17 protein-coding genes are annotated in these 21,437 nt (G+C 65.9%); 7 read left to right on the top strand and 10 right to left on the bottom strand.

Annotated elements, in window-relative coordinates:
• Nucleotides 1-25 precede the first annotated feature (25 nt).
• Nucleotides 26-1,345: a lysophospholipid transporter LplT gene (lplT, locus tag BM115_RS00105; protein WP_092289351.1), complete on the top strand. Its 1,320-nt coding sequence runs from the start codon at nt 26-28 to the stop codon at nt 1,343-1,345.
• Between the two features lie 60 nt (nt 1,346-1,405).
• Here the strand turns inward: lplT and BM115_RS00110 are convergent, their stop codons facing one another.
• The 6 genes from BM115_RS00110 to tsaB form a co-directional block, all read right to left on the bottom strand.
• Nucleotides 1,406-4,357, bottom strand: a complete 2,952-nt coding sequence (locus BM115_RS00110; RefSeq protein WP_092289353.1) for a putative mucin/carbohydrate-binding domain-containing protein — start codon at nt 4,355-4,357, stop codon at nt 1,406-1,408.
• 42 nt (nt 4,358-4,399) lie between these two features.
• Nucleotides 4,400-7,354, bottom strand: a complete 2,955-nt coding sequence (locus tag BM115_RS00115) for a putative mucin/carbohydrate-binding domain-containing protein (protein ID WP_092289355.1) — start codon at nt 7,352-7,354, stop codon at nt 4,400-4,402.
• A gap of 91 nt (nt 7,355-7,445) precedes the next feature.
• Nucleotides 7,446-8,579, bottom strand: a complete 1,134-nt coding sequence (locus BM115_RS00120) for a DUF1853 family protein (RefSeq protein WP_092289357.1) — start codon at nt 8,577-8,579, stop codon at nt 7,446-7,448.
• Nucleotides 8,560-9,399 carry a uracil-DNA glycosylase gene (locus BM115_RS00125; RefSeq protein WP_092289359.1) on the bottom strand — a complete coding sequence of 280 codons (840 nt, stop codon included), beginning with the start codon at nt 9,397-9,399 and terminating at the stop codon, nt 8,560-8,562. The genes BM115_RS00120 and BM115_RS00125 overlap by 20 nt, the downstream gene beginning before the upstream one ends.
• A complete protein-coding gene (gene rimI / locus BM115_RS00130; RefSeq protein WP_369823364.1) occupies nt 9,396-9,932 on the bottom strand; it encodes a ribosomal protein S18-alanine N-acetyltransferase in 537 nt (178 codons plus the stop codon). The genes BM115_RS00125 and rimI overlap by 4 nt, the downstream gene beginning before the upstream one ends.
• Nucleotides 9,929-10,708, bottom strand: coding sequence for a tRNA (adenosine(37)-N6)-threonylcarbamoyltransferase complex dimerization subunit type 1 TsaB (gene tsaB, locus BM115_RS00135; protein WP_092289361.1), 780 nt, complete (start codon nt 10,706-10,708; stop codon nt 9,929-9,931). Before tsaB ends, rimI begins: the two co-directional genes overlap by 4 nt.
• Before the next feature lie 175 nt (nt 10,709-10,883).
• Here tsaB and BM115_RS00140 point away from each other — a divergent pair, with 175 nt between their 5' ends.
• Complete coding sequence (locus BM115_RS00140) at nt 10,884-11,153, top strand: acyl-CoA-binding protein (protein WP_092289362.1); 270 nt, start codon at nt 10,884-10,886, stop codon at nt 11,151-11,153.
• A gap of 7 nt (nt 11,154-11,160) precedes the next feature.
• On the opposite strand, the gene BM115_RS00145 is transcribed toward BM115_RS00140, so the two are convergent.
• Together BM115_RS00145 and BM115_RS00150 are read right to left on the bottom strand one after the other, a co-directional pair.
• Complete coding sequence (locus tag BM115_RS00145; RefSeq protein ID WP_255370646.1) at nt 11,161-12,618, bottom strand: DHA2 family efflux MFS transporter permease subunit; 1,458 nt, start codon at nt 12,616-12,618, stop codon at nt 11,161-11,163.
• Nucleotides 12,615-13,085, bottom strand: coding sequence for an SRPBCC family protein (locus BM115_RS00150; protein WP_092289366.1), 471 nt, complete (start codon nt 13,083-13,085; stop codon nt 12,615-12,617). The genes BM115_RS00145 and BM115_RS00150 overlap by 4 nt, the downstream gene beginning before the upstream one ends.
• 285 nt (nt 13,086-13,370) lie before the next feature.
• On the opposite strand from BM115_RS00150, the gene BM115_RS00155 reads away from it, so the two are divergent.
• Nucleotides 13,371-13,781 carry a VOC family protein gene (locus BM115_RS00155; protein WP_092289367.1) on the top strand — a complete coding sequence of 137 codons (411 nt, stop codon included), beginning with the start codon at nt 13,371-13,373 and terminating at the stop codon, nt 13,779-13,781.
• Nucleotides 13,782-13,854: 73 nt separating this feature from the next.
• Here the strand turns inward: BM115_RS00155 and aceB are convergent, their stop codons facing one another.
• Nucleotides 13,855-15,441 carry a malate synthase A gene (gene aceB / locus BM115_RS00160; protein WP_092289369.1) on the bottom strand — a complete coding sequence of 529 codons (1,587 nt, stop codon included), beginning with the start codon at nt 15,439-15,441 and terminating at the stop codon, nt 13,855-13,857.
• Between the two features lie 49 nt (nt 15,442-15,490).
• Nucleotides 15,491-16,192: a haloacid dehalogenase type II gene (locus BM115_RS00165; protein ID WP_092289371.1), complete on the bottom strand. Its 702-nt coding sequence runs from the start codon at nt 16,190-16,192 to the stop codon at nt 15,491-15,493.
• A 155-nt stretch (nt 16,193-16,347) separates the two neighbouring features.
• On the opposite strand from BM115_RS00165, the gene BM115_RS00170 reads away from it, so the two are divergent.
• From BM115_RS00170 to BM115_RS00185, 4 genes are all read left to right on the top strand, one after another.
• A complete protein-coding gene (locus BM115_RS00170) occupies nt 16,348-17,304 on the top strand; it encodes a LysR family transcriptional regulator (RefSeq protein ID WP_092289372.1) in 957 nt (318 codons plus the stop codon).
• Between the two features lie 136 nt (nt 17,305-17,440).
• Nucleotides 17,441-17,875 (top strand): universal stress protein, encoded by a 435-nt coding sequence (locus BM115_RS00175; protein ID WP_092289374.1) that lies wholly within the window; start codon nt 17,441-17,443, stop codon nt 17,873-17,875.
• Between the two features lie 235 nt (nt 17,876-18,110).
• Complete coding sequence (locus tag BM115_RS00180) at nt 18,111-19,712, top strand: DUF3131 domain-containing protein (protein ID WP_255370647.1); 1,602 nt, start codon at nt 18,111-18,113, stop codon at nt 19,710-19,712.
• 80 nt (nt 19,713-19,792) lie between these two features.
• Nucleotides 19,793-21,376: a glucoamylase family protein gene (locus BM115_RS00185; RefSeq protein ID WP_092289376.1), complete on the top strand. Its 1,584-nt coding sequence runs from the start codon at nt 19,793-19,795 to the stop codon at nt 21,374-21,376.
• Nucleotides 21,377-21,437: the final 61 nt, after the last annotated feature.

The raw sequence follows: 21,437 nt of genomic DNA on the forward strand, positions 1-21,437 counted from the left end.
CCGCGATGGAGACAAAGTCGAAGGTATGAAGAAGGGTTTCTACACGATCATGGCCGCGCAGTTCTTTTCGTCGCTGGCCGACAATGCGCTGCTCATCGCCGCCATCGCCCTTCTCACCGAATTGCATTCCCCGCAGTGGATGACCCCGCTGCTGAAGCTGTTCTTCGTGCTGTCCTATGTGGTGCTGGCGGCCTTCGTGGGGGCCTTCGCGGACTCCATGCCCAAGGGCAAGGTCATGCTGATCACCAACGCCATCAAGATCGTCGGCTGCGCGATCATGATGTTCGGGCTGCACCCGCTGCTGGCGTACGGCGTGGTGGGCTTCGGCGCCGCCGCGTACTCGCCGGCCAAGTACGGCATCCTGACCGAGCTGCTGCCGCCCGAGAAGCTGGTGATGGCCAACGGCTGGATCGAGGGGCTCACGGTGAGTTCGATCATCCTCGGCACCGTGGTGGGCGGCGCGCTGATCTCGGTCCATATCTCGGACATCCTGCTCCGCTTCGACATCCCCTACGTGGACACCGGCATCAACACCCCGGCCGAGGCGGCCATGGTGGTGATCATGTTCTTCTACGTCGTGGCGTCGGTGTTCAACGTGTTTATCCCGGAGACCGGCGCGCGCTACCCGCAACAGGAAAAGAACCCGGTGAAGCTGATTGCCGAGTTCGGCGACTGCTTCATCGCGCTGTGGCGCGACAAGCTGGGCCAGATCTCGCTGGCCGTGACCACGCTGTTCTGGGGCGTGGGCGCCACCTTGCAGTTCATCGTGCTCAAGTGGGCGGAGAAGTCGCTGGGGCTGAACCTGTCCCAGGGCGCCCTGCTCCAGGCCGTGGTGGCGGTGGGTGTGGCGGTCGGCGCGATCATGGCCGCCGCCCGGATCCCGCTGCGCCGCTCGCTGTCGGTGCTGCCGTTCGGCGTGGCGATGGGGATCACCGTCATGATCATGGCCTTCTACACCAAGGACGCCATGCCGGCCGTGATGCTGAACGTGCTGGGTTATCCCATGCCGCTCTACATGGCCATCGCCTATGTGTTCCTGATGATCGTCGGAGCCATGTCGGGCTACTTCGTGGTGCCGATGAACGCCCTGCTCCAGCATCGCGGGCACGTGCTGCTGTCCGCCGGGCACTCGATCGCCGTCCAGAACTTCAACGAAAATGTTTCAGTTCTGCTGATGCTGTGCCTCTACGCGCTGCTCATCAAGCTGAATGTGCCGATCGGCTTCGTGATCGTGGCGCTGGGCCTGTTCATCTCGGCCACCATGCTGCTGGTCATGCGCCTGCACAAGCACAACATCAAGATGCACAACTCGCTGGCGATGATCGGCGAGGACAAGCACCACTGACCCGCGCGCGGGCAGCGAAACAGGAAACGCCCCGCCCGGCCTGCGCCGGCGGGGCGTTTTTCATGCTGGCAGCGCCTTCAGGCCGCGCGCCATGGTCTGGTAGCGCGCGGTCTCGCCGACCACGGTCCGTGCATTGGTTTCCGTGTTGACCAACTGGGAACGGGTCGGATCGCTGTGGAACACCGTGACCGTATAGCCCTTCTGCAACGAGAAGGTGGAAGTCTCGGGGGCCACCGGCGCCCCGCCATGGACATCCAGGTCGTAGACCACCTGCTGATACTTATCCTCCACATGCACGCTGACGCGCAATCCCCCTTCGTGCGTCCCGGCGGAAACGGAAACCGTCAGCGTATTGAAGACCAGGCTGAGGTTCAACGTCGCCACCGGATTGCCAGCACCGTCGAACAGCGACCACAGGAACATGTTCCCGCGCACGGTCGGCACCACCGCGATCTCGGATGCTGACGCATAGGTGATGAGGCCATCGGCAAGCACCTCGGCCACCATGTTCTTTACCCCGGCCTTGACCTGCCCCTGCATCACGTTTTCGATCGGATAGCGGCCAATGTTCGCCTCCTCCTTGAACGAGTAATACCGCTCGCCGCCATAGGGGGACAACGGGAAGATCACGTTCATGGCGGTCGAATTCAATGTGCCGATACAGTCATATGAGAACAATTCATTGCCGGTGACGTCGGAGAAACTGACATAGCCGTAGGTATCCGAAAAGTAATAGTGCGGCTTCCCGCCAACGATCTGAAAGCGGATCTCCCGCGCCGCCAGGTCGATCGTCACGGTACAGAACTGGAAGTCGCTGATGCCCTTCATCTTGAGGGTGAAGAGGTTGCCAACGTAGGCATCCGGTTCGAAGTTGAAGGTGGACATTACGTCCATGTACTCGCGCCGCGCCGCGGTGCGGGCCGCCGGCGGCAGCGCCATGACCGCCAGGTAGAGGTCGTCCTTCAACTGGGCGTAAGGCGCATGGGCGATCGGCAGGTGGTCGCGCACGATCGTCGCGCCGGCGGCGATGCGCGCCAGCAGATCCGCTTCGGGATCGTTGCTGGCCGCCGCGTTCTGCAGACCCAGCGCCGTGATCGTCAGCAAGTGACTCTGCTGGTCCAGGAGCAAGCCGGGCGTGGGGGGCTCGACGGCCAGCAGGTTGGCATACGCCACGTGCACCTCAAGCTGATAGCCGATCTCGAAGGCCGCGGCGCGGTGAAACGGCGCCGCGGCCTGGCCGCTAATCTCGCATGCAAGGACGTAGGCTCCCACGCCGTTCTTCACCCCGATCGCGGCGTAGAACCCCGTGCCCAAGGCATCGAGCGGCTGGGCCTTGATATCGATGCGCACCTGCATGGTGGTGAAGTCGACGCGGATTGTCCCGCTTACATCGCGAGAGGAACCGAGCAGCACCAGCGTCTGGGAAATCGTGCCCGACCCCTGCTTGAAGGTGTATGTCAGCGACTGGCTGGCCGTCTGTTCCTTGACGACCAGATAGTCGGCATCCACCAGGTATTTGCGGTTCTTGCCCGTCGGTGGCCGGATCGTATAAGCGCCAATCGGCAGGTTGTCCAGGATCATTTCCGGCGCGCGGACCGGAACGTGGAGCACCTCCCGGGCGCCCTCCATCAGCATCAGCGGTTCGCCGTAGATCTGCTTGAATTCGTCGATCACGAACCGCAGGGAAAGGCTGCCCGTGACGCCGGTACCCTGCAGCTCCACGGTATCGACCAGGCGCAGCGGCGAGTCGAGATGCAGCGCGGATTGCACTGTCGGCAGCGTCTCCGCCGTGACCAGTTCGCTGAGCGGATAGACCGCGCGGGCGTGGCTGAAGGCGTTGAGCATGGCGCGCAGCGGCGTCACCGGCGCGCCGGCCAGCGCGAGAAATGGCGCAACATCCACATCGCAACGTTCGGCGCAGGCGGCAGCCATCTCATCGAACCCGGCCGGCCGCACCGCCGGCGAGGGCGACGTGTTCATATGGATCCGATCCTGCTGGTTCAGGCGGGTGATCGAGGCATCGCCAGCCTTGTACTTCAGCAGCATCACCAGATAGACCTGCGCCCGGACATCCCAGGACTCATACCGCGTGCCGCTGCGGAGCAGCGCCATCACGCTCGCGAAGAACGCCGGCGCCCCTTGGTAGAGCCAACCCTGGGTGTAGACGTTGGCGCCCATCACGAAGTCCTGCCAGGTGGCCGCAAAAACATTGCCCCATACGGAATCCGGATCGGCCACATTCTGCTCGGAAAAGCGGCGCTGATAGCCGCCAGCGATGACATTGGGCGCATTCCAGCTGGTCGGCAGGTTGTCGAGCCAGACCGGCGCGACCGACGCCGACGTCGTGGCGGCCACGCGTAGGCCATAGTAGGCAGGTTCGGCATCCGATGCGATGTCATCGGCCGCCAGGTAGTAGTGGTTCCTGACGTTGAGATCCGTGGGCCGCTGGGGTTGGAATGACACCCCCATCAGGGCATTGAAGGAGGTCAACATGTCCTGGTAGTACGCACCCAGCGCATTGAGACCGCCGGGATAGGCCCGCAGCACGGCCTTGTCCCGCGCCGGCACCAGCATGTACATATAGTCGCCCTCGATCAGGCCAAACTCGGCATCCTGCGCGTCCCAGGTGGCAAAGAATGGCGCCTCGGCATTGCCCGCCCGATAGATCGGCAGCATTTTGCTCGTCGAGGGGAAGGCAAACTCGATCAGAGGGGTGCCTGCCACATAGGGCGTCACGACAAACGGGACGCGCACCGCGTTCATGGTGACATTGACCCACGCATTACCCACTCCCACCCACTGCGCCGGGATCGTGCCGTCGCTGGCGCATGTCACCATTACCGACGAAGTGAAGTCGGGCGATACTTGCCGGAGCCGGAGCGTGGCACCAGTCGGCAGGATGATGCCGAGCGCCTGCTTGTCGTGATCAAGCCCTTTCCGCAACCCCGCCTTGCGAATCCATCCCGGATCCTGAAGCGTGTACACGGACTTGGTCTGTAGGATTTCCGCCATCTTGGATACCTCGTGAAGGATGCAATCGGAGGCGACGGCGCGTCACGCCACCGCCCGCAAGCCGCGCGGCATGGTCTGGTAGCGCGCCGTGGCCGCCACGGTGGTCCGCGCCGACGTCTCTGCGTTGATCAGTTGGGAGCGCGTGGGGTCCTGGTGGAAGACCGTGACCGTATAGCCCTTCTGCAGCGGGAAGAACTGGTTATCGGCGGACACCGCGGCATTCCCCGGCATGGCGATGTCATAGACGGGATCGCCGTAGCGGTTTGCCACGCCGATGCTGATATAGACCGCCGGCACGCCGGGATTCGGCACGGCAGCGTGTAGCGTCAGTCTCAGCACATTGATCACCAGGTCCAGTTCCAGCGTGGCGACCGGCTGATCCGCATTACCGAGCAGATTCCACGTGAACATGTTGCCCCGCACGGACGGCGTTTGAGAGATTTCCGATGCCGTGGCCGTCATCACCACGCCGTTGCCGGGCAGGTCCAGCATCGTATTGGCCAACCCGTTCCACGTGACGCCCTGCATCCTGTTCTCGATGGTGTAGCGCTGACCCAGTTCCTCCTTGAACGAGTAGAACTGCTCGCCACCGTAGCGGGACAGCGGAAACGTGCGGACCATGGCGGTCACGGTCAGGTCGCCGATGAAGTCATAGGAGAACAATTCCTGGCCGTCCGCGTCGCGAAAGCTGACGTAGCCGTAAGTACTCCCAAAATAGCTGTGCGGCTTGCCGCTGAAGGTCTGGAAGCGCACTTCGAGACGAACCAGGTCGAGCGTCATGGTGAAGAACGTCCAATTGCTGATGCCCTTCAGCGAGACGACGAAATTGTTTCCGATATTGGTGCCCGGCGCCGTGTTCTGCAGGGACATCACGTCGGCGTAGTCGGCCACCGCCTGGGCGCGCGCCGGCTCCGGCAGCGCCATCACGGCCAGGTAGATGTCATCCTTGACCGTGGCATAGGGCGCCGTGGCAATCGGCAGGCGCTCCCGCACCAGTGCCGCCGCTTCCGCAATGCGCAACGACAGGTCCGCCACCGGACTGTTCATCGCCTGCAGGTTCTCGAGCCCGTGCGCCGTGATCACGAAGTCGTTGGTCGCCTGCGGCCGAATCAGTCCGGGGGCGGCCGGCAGCACCCGCAGCCGCGATGGCTCCTCATGGCGCACCTCGATCCGATAGCCGACCTCGAACGGAATGTCGGCATGCTCCGGGGCTGGGTGGTTGCCGTGGAAGTCCCGCTGATAGACCGGATCGCCATCGGCCGTCCGGATCGTGACGCCGATGTAGACGGTATCCATGAACGCGGTATTGGGGTTGCTCAACAGGTCCACGATGATCTGGCGCGTGGGCGCGTCCACGCGGATCGTGCCGTACAGGCCGTTATCCGCCCCCAACAGCATGAAGGTCTGCGTGACGATGGCGGACGCCTGCTTGAAGAGATAGGCCAGCGCCTGCGTGCTGGTGCCCTCCTTCACAATCAGGTAGGCCGAGTCAATCGCATATTTACGATTCTTGCCGGTGGGTGGGCGCAACGTGTACACGCCAACCGGCAAATCGGCGAACGTCACCCCGGTGGCGATGATGCGTGCCGAGGACACCTCCCTCGGCCCTTCCATCACGAACAGCGGTTCGTCGTAGATCTGCACGAACTGGTCGATGGCAAACTGCAGCGTCACGCTGCCGCGCAGGCCAGTACGGCGCATCTCCGCCGGGTCCACCAGTTGCAGCGGCGACGCCGCATGGAGCGCCTCCTGCGCCGGGACCAGGCTGGCCGCGCTGACCAGCGCATAGAGCGGGTACACCGCGCGCGCGTCGCTGAACATATTGAGCACCGTCCGTACCGACGCCATCCTGGCGCCCACCATGCCGATGAATGGCGCCACATCCACCCCGGCCTCGGCGGCATAAACCTCGGCCATCATGTCGATCACGGGCGGCGCGATCGGCGGCAACGGCAGCGCGTTGGCATAGGTCCGGTATTGCCGGTTGAAGCTGGCAAACGCCGTGTTGCCAGCCTTGTACTTGAGCAGCATCAAAAAGTAGAGCTTCTCGCGCATGCTCCACTCCTGCAGCGGCGTACCGCTCGTGATCCGGCCGATCACGCCGCTGAACAGGGCCACCTCGTCCTGATAGAGCCAGCCATCGGTGTGCACCGCGGCGCCCAGCGCGTTGTCCTGCCAGGTGGCGGCATACAGCTTGTTCCAGACCTCGAGAAAGCTGACCGAGCCAGCCGCCATGAAGGTGCCGAGGTAGGCGTGGCCCAGCGTTTCCAGCGGGGTCCAATTGGTGCGCAGGCCGGCGAACCAGTCCGCCGTCATGGACGCCGAGGTGGATGCGGCCCACGCGGGGCCGTAGTAGGCGCTGCCGCTGCCCTCCGCATCGGCCTTGATGAAGAACTGGTTGCGGATGTTGAGATCCGTCGCCCGTTCGGGATCGAACGCTATGCCACACAGCGCGTTGAAGGTGGAAACCACGTTGTCGTAGTACGCCGTCAGTGCGGCGAGGCCGCCCGGCAAGGTCCTGAGCATGGGCTTGTCGGCCTCGGGCACCAGCATCCGGACGTAGCGCGACTGGATCAGCGCGAATTCGGCCGCCTGCTGGTCCCACGTCGCAAAAAATGGGGATTCCGCACCGCCAGCTTCGAACACGGGGAGCGTCTTGCTGGTTGGCGAGCAGGTGTACCAGACCGTGGGCGGTGTGCCGCCGCCGAGGTACGGGGTCTCGATAAACGGCACCGAGGCGGTGTGCGCCGTGATCGTAAGTGGCATTTCGCCGAAACTGAACACGCGCTCGGTGCGGCCGTCGCTGTTGAGCAGGCGCAGTGTCAGCTCGCCCATGAAATCCATGTCGATCTGGCTGATCGTCAGCTCGCCGCCCGCCGCCAGGACCACGCCGAGATGCTGGCGGTCATGGCCGAGACCCTTGTCGAGTCCGGCCTTGTGGAACCACTCGGGGTCCGTGAGCCAGTGGAGCGTCTTGACCTTCTCGATGTCCGACATCTGCCATCCCCCTTCGTCGCGACGTCCGGATCGGACGTTTCGATGCAGCGTGAGGGGAAGTATCGCGGTGCGGTGCGGAGGCCGGAATGGATTAGCGAGAGGCGGGTGCGGGAGGGGATTTGTCGGCAGTGGCCCGCTCGGCGGCGCGCGCCTGCCACCCCGGCGGCACCACGAAGCCGCGCGAGCGTTCCTGCCAGATGCCGGGCTGCTCGGGCCCGGCGGGCGCCAGTTCGCAGACCATCACCGGGGCTTCACGCCGCCAGCTATGCGCCTGGTGCGGATCGGCAAAGCGTTGCGCCAGCGCGGTGTGCAACGCGGCGGCGGACTCCGTCTGCGACTCGGGCACCCGCGCGCCCGAGAGCCAGTCCGCGCGCGGCAGCCGGCACCAGCGCGTGGTGGCCGCCGCCGGGTGGGCCTGCGCCCGCGCGGCCCAGTCCTCCAGCGTGGACCACCAGCCGTGCAGGTGATCGGGCGCGATGCCCAGCGTATCGAGCCCGGCCGGCAGGCGGCCATCGCGATAGAACAGCCAGCCCAGCAGGTAGACCTCGCTGCGGTCGATGGGATGGGTGAGCACCGCCTGCGCTTCGGCCGCGCGGCCCAGCGGCAGCTGACGGCCGACGATATGGTCGAGCTTGTCCCCTAACCGATCGACGAGATTGGGGCCGACGAAGTTGCGGCGGTCGGGTGGCGTGCCCGGCTGTCCATCCACCATCAGGTAGAACTTGGCCGCCATCTCCCAGTGCACGGTCTGCGCGCTGGCGGGATCGCGCCAGATCACGTCCAGTTCGCCCAGCGTCTGGATGCCATGGCCGTTGGCGCGCCGGATCGGCACATTGGCGGCGACGAGTTCGATCCCATCGGCCCGATGCAACGCGAAGTGGAGCAGCCGCTCGGCATGGCGGCCCAGGCGCAGGCTGCGGCTACCCGTGGGGTCCGGGTGGCCGCTCAGTTCGGCGATGGTTTCGGGAAGTGTGGCGGGGTCGGCGCCCTCCAGCCAGCGCTGCCACGCGGCCTGCGCGCCGGGCGGCCAGTAGGCCAACGCGGCGCCGGCGCCGTAGCCAGCCGGCAGGTGCGAGAGCAGCGGCGGCGAGAGCGAGCACCACGCGAGATCGCGCACCCGCTGGGACGCGGCGGTGCGCCACAGGGGCGCCGGCCCGTCGGCGCCGGCTGCTACCGGCCCGCCCGGGCGGATGGCCTGCGCGGGATCAGGCTTCAGCTCCCGCACGGTCGTGTACCTCGCGGGCCAGACACAGGTCTTCCCATGCGCGCGCCTTGTCGGTCAGCGTGCGCAGCAGGTAAGCCGGATGATAGGTCACCACCACGGGAATCCCCTCGTACTGGTGCACGGTGCCGCGCAGCTTGCCGATGGGCGTCGTCGAGCGCAGCAGCGACTGCGCCGCGAAACGCCCCAGCACCACGATCACCTTCGGCCGGATCAGCGCGATCTGGCGGCGCAGGAACGGCTCGCAGTGCGCCACCTCCTCCGGCTCCGGATTGCGATTGCCGGGCGGGCGGCACTTCAGCACATTGGCGATAAAGACATTGCGGTCGCGCGCAAGGCCCAGCGCGCCGAGCATGTTGTCGAGCAGCTTGCCGGCCTGGCCGACGAACGGCTCGCCCTGGAGGTCTTCATTCTCGCCCGGGGCCTCGCCCACTAGCATCCATTCGGCGCGGCGGTCGCCCACGCCGACGACCGTATTGGTGCGGGTGTCGCTCAGGCCGCAGGCGGTGCACTCGGCCACGGCGGCTTCCAGCGCCGCCCAGTCCATGGCGGCGATGGCGGCGTCCCGGGCCAGAGCGGCCTCATCCTGCACGGCGGGTTGCGGCGGCGGCGACAGGGCTTCGATCACCACGGGGCGCGGGGTGGCGGCCGGGGTGGTCATCACCACGTCGACTTCGGGTTCGATTTCGGCCACGGCTACCGTGGCGACCTCGATTTCGACCTCGACGTCGGCTTCGGCCTCTACAGGCGCCCCAGCCAACCGGCGCGGCACCCATTCCGACGGGATGCCGAGCACTTCGAGGAACTGCGCGCGGCGATTCATGCGGACTCCTTGCCTTCGTGCCAGGCCCGGCGCAGCACGAGCGCGTCTTCGCGCCCCTTGGCCGTGGCCGGATAGTAGCCCTTGCGGCGGCCGATCTCGGCAAACCCGGCTTCCTCGTACAGCGTCAGCGCGCCCACATTGGACGGGCGCACTTCCAGCAGCATGGTGCCGAGGTTGTGGGCATGGGCGGTGGCCAGCGCCACAGCCAGCAGCAGCCGGCCATGGCCCTGCCGCTGCCGGCGCGGGTCCACGGTGATATTGAGCAGGTGCATTTCGTCGACCACCGGCATCAACACGGCATAGCCGACCAGCGTATTGGCTGGATCACGGAGCGTCAGGCCGATATGGCCCGATTTCAGGGAATTCTCAAAATTGCCGCGCGTCCAGGGATGGCTGTAGGCGCGCTGCTCGATATCGGCCACGGCGTGCAGGTCCAGCGCGCTCATGCGGCCGAGCGTCCAGCCATCGCCCAGCTCGGGCATGACCGGCACGGCCGGCCATTGGGGCGACTCGGGCAGCAGCGCGGCGCTCACGCGGCCTCCCCTGCGGCGGCCTTCGCGGCCTTGGCGGCTTTATCAGCTTTCTCGGCGGCAATCGCCTCGCGCTCCACGATGGTGTGGGCAACCTTGTTGCGCACATAGATCGGCATGGCGTCGGCAGCGTCGATGGTCTCGCCGCGCGCCAGCGCCCGCAGGCCGATGGCCACCGCGGCGCGGGCGTCCGGCATGGCTTCGGGCATTACGCGGCCGGCCTGCGCGGCCACCTGGAGCCGTTCGCCAAACACGGTCGAACCATTGCCGGCGAGCCAGAACGCGCCATCGGGCTGCGCCACGGCTTCGGGCGGTCCCACCTGCACCGGGCCCTCCATCGACCACTCCATTGCGGCGGCGTCCCAGCGGAACGTGGCGGCATAGGTCTCGTCCATGCGGGCGTCGAGCGCAACCAGCACGCGCGTGTCCGCCGGCAACGATGAAGTGCCGGATCGGACGCTTTCCGCGCACATCGTCAATACATTGATGGGAATTACCGGCAGATCAGCGCCGAAGGCGAGCCCTTGGGCCACGCCGCAGGCGGTACGCAGGCCAGTGAACGAGCCGGGGCCGGCGCCAAACGCGATGGCGGCACAGTCGGCTAGCGTGATGCCGGCCTCGGCCAGCACTTCGGCCACGGCCGGGAGCACGCGCGCAGACGACCGCGCGCCCGTATGCTCATGGCGGGAGAAACACTCGAGGGCGCCGTCAGTGGCGGCGCGCCCCAGTGCGACGGAGCACCACTCGGTGGAGGTCTCGACAGCAAGAATCCAGGACATGGCGCGATTGTATCCGGAGCGCGGCCAAAGCTGTATTGGCAGGCACGCCGGCACCGTGCGCGACAGACCGTGCCGCCGCGCGCGGACCGAGGGCTTCTTCGGTTTTTCCGCCGCAAACGGCGCGGCGCGGCGGCTATCATCGCACTTCTACGCCCACTCATTACCCGGAGACACCATGAGCGACCTGCAGGCCCGCTTCGACCAGGCCCTAATCGACGTCAAGACCCTGAGCGAGCGTCCCAACAATATGACGCTGCTGCGCCTCTACGCGCTTTACAAGCAGGGTGCCGAGGGCGACGCCCACGGCGACAAGCCCGGCATGACCGACTTCGTCGGCCGCTACAAGTTCGAAGCCTGGGAAGCCCTCAAGGGCACCAGCCAGGACGACGCCAAGCAGAAATACGTCGAACTGGTCGGCGAACTGCTGGCAGGCACCGCCAGCTAAGCCCCCGCTAGGCCCCTGCCCCGACCGGCATCGGCTTCGGCCGGATACGCCACGCGGCCAGGATCGCCGTGGCGATCACCACGCCCACGGCCAGGAAGGTCTCATCGAATGCCGCGATCCGGGCGACCGGATCGCCACCCGGCCCGAGCACCGCGCCGTGCTCCGCCAGCCGCCACTGCAGCCCCACCCCCGCCAGACTCACCCCGATCGCCCCGCCAAGCTGCCGCAGGAAATTGATGCAGCTCGAGCCTTGGGCGATCAGCGAGAAATCCACCCCGCGCATCGACCCGAGCGTCAGCGACGGCAGGATGGAGCCGAGCCCGATCCGCCCAATCACCGCATAGAGCACCAGCAGCAGGTAAGGCGTGGCCATCGACCCGGTGGCCATCAGCAGGAACGACGCCGCCAGCAGCGCCAGCCCGAACGACACCTGCCGGTGCGGCAAGATGTAGTTGGTCAGCCGCCCCGCCACCGCAATCGTCACCGCCAGCACAATGCCGGCCGGCATCAGCACGATGCCCGCCTGCGACGGCGTATAGGCCAGCGCCATCTGCATGTAGACCGGCAGCAGGTAGGTGGAACCGAACAGCCCGGCGCCATAGATAAACGCCACCACGGCCCCGGCCGAGAACTGGCGGTAGCTGTAGAGCCGCATATCCATCAGCGGCTCGGGCGCGCGCAGCTGCCAGACCACGAAGCCCGCCAGCAGCAAGACGCCCAGCCCGGCCAGCGCCAGTCCGGCCGGCACGTTCTCGCGCATTTCCACCAGCCCGTTGAGCAGCGTCACGGTGGCCACGCCGGCCAGCGCCAGCCCGCGCCAGTCGAGTGCCTTCCGCTCGCCGATCATCGCCGAGTCCACGGCCATATAGCGGCGCGCCATCCACAGGCCGATGAGGGTCAGCGGCACCACCACGAAGAAGATCGAGCGCCAGCCGAAGGTCTCCACGAGGAAGCCGCCCACGCTTGGGCCGATGGCTGGCGCCAGCACCACGCCGAAGCCGAACAGACTCAGCGCCTTGCCCTGCTCGCGTTCTTCGAACACGCGCAGGATGAAAATATTGGGCAGCGGCTGCATGATGCCGGCCGCGATGCCCTCGGCCACGCGCATGGCCAGCATCACGCCGAAGGTGGGCGAAAACCCGCCAATCAGCCCGCCCGCGCCCAGCAGCAACAGGCTGCCGACGAAGGTGCGGCGCAGCCCGAATCGGTTCAGCAGCCACGGCGTGAGCAGCATCGACAGCGTCATGGCGATCATGAAACTGGCCGCCACCCACTGCGCGCGCTCCTGGCCAAGGTGGAAATGCCGGCTCAGGTCCGGCACGGCCACGTTGACGATGGTCGAGGACACGATGGACGACATCGTGCCCAGCATCAGCGTGACCAGGATCAGCCAGCGCAGGCGCTCGCCATAGCGGGCGCGCAGCACGGCGCGTGTCGGCCCGCCGGCCGGCTGCGAGCCCGTCACCCGAGCCGCCCGGTGTGAGCGATCTCCCGGATCTTGCGCACCGTGTCGAGGTCCGCCTCGTGGTATGCCGACTTGACGATCTCCGCATAGCGGTCGTCGCCGCTGTCATCCGTGTCGGGCAGGGTCGTTTCATAGATGAAACGCACCAGCAGCGCGCCCGGCGCGGGGGTCTCGATGCTCATCGACAGCCTGCCGCCGGCATGCTCGGCCGTGGCCGCAGTCTCATAGCGCACCGCGCGCCGTGGCTCGAATACCACGCGGTCCTGTATCGACGTCTTTCCGAAATGCAGCACGCGGTCCAGCCAGCCATCGCCCCGCGCCAATACCTCGGCGCGCTCCAGCCCCAGGACGAACAACTCGGGCGACTCGGCCCGCAGCACCAGGCCCTGCCACAGCTGTTCAGCGGTCAGCGGCTCCAGCGTGGGATTGCCTGGGTCATTGATCTCCACCAGGTGTTCAAAACGCAACTTGACTCTCCAATCTCGTGAATGTCCATATTATGAAGGCTCCTTGCGCGCCGCGGCGGTCCGCGCTTTCGTTTTCAGAGTCATCTCATAGCCGCCATGCAGCGCATCGATGATCCTGTCCGGACTGGCATCACTCCTGACAGCTATTGTCAGGAGTGCCGGCGCACAATGCTGGCCCGGGCAAGGAAGGCGTCAGGAGCCGTCAGGAGCGGACAGAAGTGGAAAAGCACGAACCGACACTGGCCGCCGCCACGCCCGAGAACGCTCTTGAAGCAGGAGGCTGGCATGGAGTTGCTGATCAATATCGACGTCGATGACCTCGAACACGGCATCGGCTTCTACGAAGCAGGACTGGGATTGCGGCTGGGCCGCCGGCTGTTCGACAACAGCGTGGCGGAAATGCACGGCGCCTGCGCGCCGATCTACCTGCTGGCCAAGGAGGCCGGCACGGTGGCCACGGCGCGGGCCGATGCGCGGCGCGACTACGCGCGGCACTGGACCCCCGTGCACCTGGACTTCGTGGTGGAAAACCTCGAAGCGGCCATCGAGCGCGCGCTGGGCGCCGGCGCCGAGATCGAGGACTGGCCGCAGGACTTCGACTGGGGCCGGCAGGCCCGCCTGTCCGACCCGTTCGGCCATGGCCTGTGCTTCATCGAATGGCGGGGCCGGGGCTACGGCGCCGTGGCGGGCCCCTGACCCACGAGCCAGCCACAAACAAAAAACCCCACGGCGCGAACCGTGGGGTTTTTCATTGCAAGCCTGAAGAAACTCAGACTTCCTCGTACAGCGGCAGCGTCAGGAATTCGGCGAAGTCTTCCGACGTCGACATTTCCTCGAAGATCTGCGCGGCGCGATCATAAGTGCTGGTATCGCCACCCACGAGTGCCTTCACCTTGGCCAGTTCTTCCGGAATCAGCGCGCGCACCAGCTCGGCGGTCACCTTGCGGCCGTCTTCCAGCTTGCCCTTCGGCGAGCGGATCCATTGCCAGACCTGCGAGCGCGAGATCTCGGCCGTGGCGGCATCTTCCATCAGGTTGTGGATCGGCACGCAGCCGTTGCCGGCCAGCCAGGCGCCCAGGTAATGGATGCCCACGTTGATGTTCATGCGCAGGCCGTGCTCGGTGATCGGGGCCTCGGGCTTGAAGTCGAGCAGGTCGGCGCCCTTCACGTTCACGTCCGGACGCTGCTTCTCGAACTGGTTCGGCTTGTCGCCGAGCACTTCCACAAATTCCTTCATCGCCGGCGCGACCAGACCCGGGTGGGCCACCCAGCCGCCGTCGTAGCCATCGGTAGCGTCACGGCGCTTGTCGCTGATGATGCCTTCCATGGCGATGGCGTTCTTTTCCGGATCGTTCTTGATCGGGATCAGGGCGCTCATGCCGCCAATCGCGGGCGCACCGCGCTTGTGGCAGGTCTTCAGCAGCAGCAGCGCGTAGGCGCGCATGAACGGCGCGGTCATCGTGACCTTGGCGCGGTCTGCCAGGCAGAAGTCCTTGTCCACCTTGAACTTCTTGATGCACGAGAAGATGTAGTCCCAGCGGCCGGCGTTCAGGCCAGCGCTGTGGTCGCGCAGTTCATAGAGGATTTCCTCCATCTCGAACGCGGCCAGGATGGTCTCGATCAGCACCGTGGCCTTGACCGTGCCCTGCGGCAGGCCAATCTCGTTCTGGGCCATCACGAAGATGTCGTTCCAGAGGCGGGCCTCCAGGTGGCTTTCCATCTTCGGCAGGTAGAAGAACGGGCCGGCGCCACGCGCGATCTGCTCGCGGGCGTTGTGGAACAGGAACAGTGCGAAGTCGAAGATGCCGCCCGAGATGCGCTTGCCGTCGATGGTGACGTGCTTCTCTTCCAGGTGCCAGCCGCGCGGGCGCACCTGCAGCGTGGCGATCTTGTCGTTGAGCTTGTAGTGCTTGCCGTTGGAGTCCAGCGTCAGCGTGCGGCGCACGGCGGCCTTCAGGTTCACCTGGCCCTGCATCTGGTTGTGCCAGTTCGGGGTGTTGGAGTCCTCGAAGTCCGTCATGTAGCTGTCAGCGCCCGAGTTGAAGGCGTTGATCACCATCTTGGCTTCCACCGGACCGGTGATTTCCACACGACGGCACTCCAGCGCCTGCGGCACCGGTGCCACCTTCCATTCGCCTTCGCGGACGCTCTTGGTCTCCGGCAGGAAGTCCGGGAGTTCGCCGGCATCCAGGCGCTTGGCGCGCGCCACGCGGGCGGCCAGCAGTTCCTGGCGGCGCGGCTCGAAGGCGCGATGCAGCTTGTCGACCAGGGCCAGGGCTTCCGGCGTGAGGATGTCTTCGTAGGCCGGCAGGATGTCGCCGGTAATCTTCATGCCCGCGGGCAGCGTGATAGCCATCAGTCTTCTCCTGTGTGTGCGATGGTGTGTTGTTGGGTGGACCCGTCCGTCAGACCGCGACGCCGGAGGCGGCGAGGAAGGCCAGCAGGTCGTTCATGTCGTGCCCGGTGCCGGTGGGCGCCACGTCCAGGCGCTCCGCCGGGTGGCCGGCACGGTTGATCCAGAAAGTCTTGTAGCCATACCAGGTGGCGCCGCACGCGTCCCAGCCGTTCGAGGACACGAAGGCGATGTCGCCGGCGGGCAGGTCGAAGGCCTGCGGCCCCAGCGCGTAGGCGGCCGGCGCGGTCTTGTACTGGCGCACCGCATCGACCGACAGCACGTGGTCGAACAACCCGTGCATGCCTGCGCTCTTGACCGAGATGTCGAGCATCTCGGGGTTGCCATTCGACAGGATGCCCAGCGGCAGCCCCGCGCGGCGCAGCCGCTTGAGCGCGCCGAGGTTCTCGGGGAAGGCCGAAAGGCAGGCGTACTCCTTGAGCAGTTGCGCCTCGGTGGCCTCGTCCAGCTTCAGCCCGAGGCGCTCCGCGGCGTAGCGCAGCGCATCCACGGTCAGCGCCCAGAACGGCTTGTACAGCGCGCCGTCCGGCGCGGCCATGGTGCGCAACCGCGTGTAATCGATCTGGCGTTCGCGCCACAACAGCGCCAGGGCCTCTCCCTTGCCGGGAAACAACTGCTCTGCGCGCGCCGTGACCGAATACACGTCGAACAGCGTGCCGTAGGCATCGAACACCACCGCGCGGATCTTGTTCATGGAGGGACTGAATGGGCCTGTACACCGTTGAATGCATCCGATTGTAGTCAGTCGTTGCAGTGCGGCAAAGTCGCACCGGGTCACTTGATCTTTTACTTTTGGGCAACTAATCTTGGCCGATCCGCACAAGACTGTGTATTAACCGGCGAGCTTTCGTGGATCATTTCAAGCAATTGGAGACTTTTGTATCGGTCGCGTCACGTGGCAGCCTCTCGGCTGCCGCCGCCGCCGAAGGCGTGGCGCCGGCGATCATCGGGCGTCGCATCGATGCGCTGGAAGAACGGCTCGGCGTGAAGCTGCTGGTGCGCACCACACGCAAGATCACGCTGACGTTCGAAGGCTCCGCCTTCCTCGAGGACTGCCAGCGCATCCTGAACGACCTGCACAACGCCGAGGCCAGCGTCTCGGCCGGCGGCGTCAAGGCCAGCGGCCACCTGCGGGTGACCGCCCCGGCTGGCTTCGGCCGCAAGCATGTGGCGCCGGTGGTGCCGCTGTTCATCGAATCGCACCCGGACGTGACGCTTACGCTCGACCTCTCCGATCGGGTGGTCGATCTCGTCAACGAAGGCTTTGACTGCGCCATCCGCCTCGGTGACCTGCCCGATTCCAGCCTCGTCTCGATCCGCCTGGCGGAAAACCGCCGCGTGGTGGTGGCCTCCCCCGGCTATCTGGCCCGCGCCGGCACGCCGAAGCTGCCGGAGGACCTGTCACGCCACAATTGCCTGGCTTTCGGCGCCAGTGCCAACGTGCAGCGCGGCTGGGTGTTCCAGCAGGATGGGCGCGCGGTCACGGTCAAGGTGGGCGGCAATATGGAATGCACCGACGGCGCCGTGCTGCACGCGTGGTGCCTCGAAGGCCATGGGCTGGCGTGGCGGTCCTGGTGGGAGGTGGGCCAGGAAATCGCCAGCGGCCGGCTTGTCACCGTGCTCGACGACTTCCAGGCGCCCCCCATCGGCATCCACGCGGTATTCCCGCAGCGCAAGCACCTGCCGCTGCGCGTGCGGCTGTTCATCGACCATCTGAAGCACACCTACGGCAATCCGGCCTACTGGCGCCGCGCCGAGCAGGCGCCGACCAGCGCCGCCGCCGAGGCGTCCGCCGCCGTGGCATAGGTGGTTTCACCCACTGTAAACATTGATATTCCGCAATGGCGACTGCTTCACACTGACTACAATCCAATCAGACAGGCGCCGTCTGGCCTGCCCCGCCTTATCGTGAAATCTTTAAATTCGTGAAAGGAGGTATGGCATGTTCAAGCACATCCTGTTGCCCACCGACGGGTCGGAACTCTCCAAAAAGGCCATCAATGGCGGCCTGGAGCTGGCCAAGGCGATTGGTGCCCGGGTCACCGCCTATGTCTGTCTGGAGGAATACCCCTACACGCCGTTTAGCGAGATTGTCGTCGAGGCCCCGCAAGCCTTCCGGGACCGGATCGAGAATCAGGCGCGGCTCTACCTGAAGGAGATCGAGACCGCCGCCGTGGCCGATGGCCTGCCGTTCGACGCCGACATGACCACCTTCGCGGTGCCCTACCTCGGCATCATCGACGCGGCCGAACGCCATGGCTGCGACGTGATCTTCATGGCTTCGCACGGCCGGCGCGGACTGTCCGGCCTGCTGCTCGGCAGCGAAACCCAGAAGGTCCTGACTCACACCGACATCCCGGTCATCGTTTATCGATGACACGCTGAACCAGCGGCATCCCGCCGCGTCAGTTCACATCAAGGCCGCGCACGGCAACATGCGCGGCCTTGTTGCTTCATATGTCATCGCCGCATCGCAATGCCGCCAGGATTGTGCCGATTGGCCCTAGGAATTGGACGAACTACGATTCTCTTGATCCCCGCCGTTGACGAGAATCCATCATCCATTTCCAACTGGGAAGAGCATGATGGCAATCGATCTTTACGTCCGCCCCTTGACCCGCCGAGCAATCTGTCTTGGCGTCAGTGCGCTGCTGGCCGCCTGCGGTGGGGGCGGCGACGATTCGGAACCGATTGGCACGGACATCTCCGTGACCCAACCCGAGGCGGGCCCGGCCCCGCTGCCGCCCAACGTCGAACCCGCGCCAACGCCCCCCACGCCGGAGCTACCCGCGCCTGCGCCCACGCCACCGGCCCCTGTTCCCGTCCCGCCCGAGCCGCAGCCGATCCCGCCCGTTCCCCACCCGGGACCGCCCACCGAGACAGAAGTGATCACGCGGGACTCGGTACTGAAAACGCAGGCTCGCGTATACGCCGAAGCCCTATGGAAGTCCGCCGAAACGCTGGACCCTGGCCGCGCGCTGCCGGTCAACAAGTCCTGCATGAACGCGCAAGGCGTGGCCAGCCCGGTGGGCTGGGTGTTCACCGGCAACCTCGGCCAGTTCATCTGGAACGTGACTGCCGCGCGTGATCTTGGCCTGCTGGACGCCGCCGAAGCCCAGCGGCGCGTGGCGCGCCATCTGGACTCCCTCGCCGTGCTGCAAGCAACAGCCCGGCAGAATGGCGCGCCCGGTGGCCTGTTCCATGGCACCACGGACAACCGGACAGCCGTACCCTCCGGCGATGTGGGTTCGATCGAGAATGCCTGGCTGGCTGTCAGCCTCGCCATGGCCAAACAGGCGTACCCCGAGCTCGCCGCGCAGGCTGGCGCCATCCTCGGCCAGATGCGCTTCGAGACCATGGTGCATCCGCAAAAACAGCAATACGAGATCTCCTTCAATCCCAAGACGCAGACATATTCGGGGATGACCTACGGCCTGCTCGGCGAGACACGGCTGCTGGCCTATGTCGGCATCGCCCTCGGAACCGTGCCGCGCAGCCAGTATTTCAACATCGGCCGCGTACCGACCTGGGCCGAGCGCTCGCAGGACCCGGCGAAGTTCCGCACCTACGAGGGCGTCCGGGTATATGAAGGCACCCGCTCCTATGACGGCCGGCATTTCATGCCGACCAACGGCGGCTCGGTGTTCGAATCGTTCGCGGTGCCCGTGGTGATTTCCGAATCCAAATGGGGCCCCAACAGCTGGGGGCGCTCGCATCCGAACATGGCCAAGACGCAGATCAAGTACGGCCTCGACACCTTTGGCTACTGGGGCTTTTCGCCCGCTTCCGTGCCGGCCAACGCCGGATACACCGAGTACGGCACGCCGCCGGCTTCGCTGGGCGGCTCCGGCTACAACCCGCGCGGGCAACACGTGGCGACCCGTGCCGGCCCGGTGGTGTCGCTCTACTCGGTCCTGCTGTTGATCGAGGAGGACCCCGAGGCGGTGATGGCCAACATGAAGAAGCTGCTCGACAACTTCCCCACGCTGAACCACCCGCAATACGGCCTGATGGACAGTGTCGACGTGGAAAACGGCACCGTTTCCAAGTGCCTGCTCGCCGGCAACGTCGGTTGGGCGCTGGGCGCCGTGACCAACTACCTGACCGATGGCAAGCTGCGCGGCTATGTGGACAAGGAATGGGGCCACATGCTGCAGCCGCTGCTGGAGATCGAGGAATTCAGCATCCCGGCGGAGCCTGCGCAGCAGGGCTAAAAATGGACGAACTACGATTATCTTGATCGCTCTCGCGGACGAGAATGGTTCATCAGAACATTCCCCGCACGGAGCACATCATGGCACTCGATTCATCCGCACATCCGCTGGCTCACCGAGCCATCTGCATCGGCCTCAGCGCCTTGTTGGTTGCCTGCGGAGGCGGCGGGAGCGACGAGCCGGTCGCCCCGCCGGCCCAGCCGGGCACGCAGGCGCGGGTTGATACCGGCACCGAGCCGGCGCCCACCCCGACGCCCCAGCCGACGCCCCAGCCGACCCCCGCCCCCATCCCTGCCCCGACACCCACCGAGGTCCCCCCTTCCGACGTAGCGCCCGATGTCCCCGTCCAGCCCGACCCGCAGGCGGCCCTGAAGGCCGAAGCGCGCATCTATGCGAAGTCGCTGTGGAAGTCCATCGAGGCGATGGAGACCAAGCCAGCGTTCCCGTCGAACAAGGCCTGCGTCAACGCCGAGAACAAGATGAACGCGGTCAACTGGATGTTCATCGGCGAGCTTGCCTCGTATATCTCGAACGTAGTGGCTGCGCGGGACCTGGGCCTGATCACGCCGGAAGACGCCAGCCAGCGCATGGCGCGCATGCTGCCCGCCATCGCCGTGCTGCAGCAGCAGGCGAAGGACAAGGGTGCACCGGGCGGATTGTTCCTCGGTTCGCTCAACAGCACCACGGGCGTGCCGGACGGCGACGTGGGTGTCATCGAGAACGCCTGGGTGGCCACCGGCCTGGCCATGGCCAAGCAGGCCTTCCCGGAACTCGCCGCGCAGGCCGGCGCCATCCTCGCCCAGATGCGCTTCGACACCATGCTGGACCCGCAGAAGCAGCAGTTCTACATCAACTACAACCCGGCCACGCAGCAGAACTCGGGGAGTACCTATGACCTGATGAGCGAGACGCGGCTGATCAGCTATGCGGCCATCGCGCTGGGCAATGTGCCGCGCAGCCAGTACTTCCACCTCGACCGCGTGCCGGAATGGGCCGAGCGCAGCATCGACCAGTCGAAGTACCGCACCTATGAAGGCGTGCGCGTCTACGAGGCCTCGCGCAGCTTCGGGGGGCAGTCCTTCATCCCGACCTGGGGCGGCTCCGTATTCGAGACATTTGCCGTGCCAATCATGATCAACGAGCAGAAATGGGGTACCAACAGCTGGGCACGTTCGCATCCGAACATGGCCAAGGCGCAGATCCAGTACGGGCTCGACCAGTTCGGCTACTGGGGCTTCTCGCCCGCCACCATTCCGGCCACGGGCGGGTACACCGAGTACGGCGCGCCGCCGCTGTCCGTGGCGGGCGGCTACCGCCCGGTGGGGCAGCGTGAATCCACCCGTGCCGGCCCGGTGGTATCGCCCTATTCCGTGTTGTCGCTGATCGAATACGAGCCCGAAGCCGTGATGGACGCCATGCGCAAGCTGATCACCAACTTCCCCGCACTGGACCACCCGACCTATGGGCTGATGGACAGTGTCGACGTGCAGACCGGCGTCGTATCCAACTGCGCGCTGTACCTCGACAACTCGCTGGCGCTCGGCGCCGTGGCCAACTATCTAACCGATGGCAAGCTGCGTGGTTACGTCGACAAGGAATGGGGCCACATCCTCCAGCCGCTGCTGGAGATCGAGGAATTCAGCATCCCGGCGCAGCAGCCCTAGTCCGGCTGCCGTCCCCGGAATGAAAAACGCCGCGCCGTCCCCTACCGGACGGCGCGGCGTT

The organism is Cupriavidus sp. OV096 (genome assembly GCF_900115455.1).
Taxonomy (GTDB): Bacteria; Pseudomonadota; Gammaproteobacteria; order Burkholderiales; family Burkholderiaceae; genus Cupriavidus.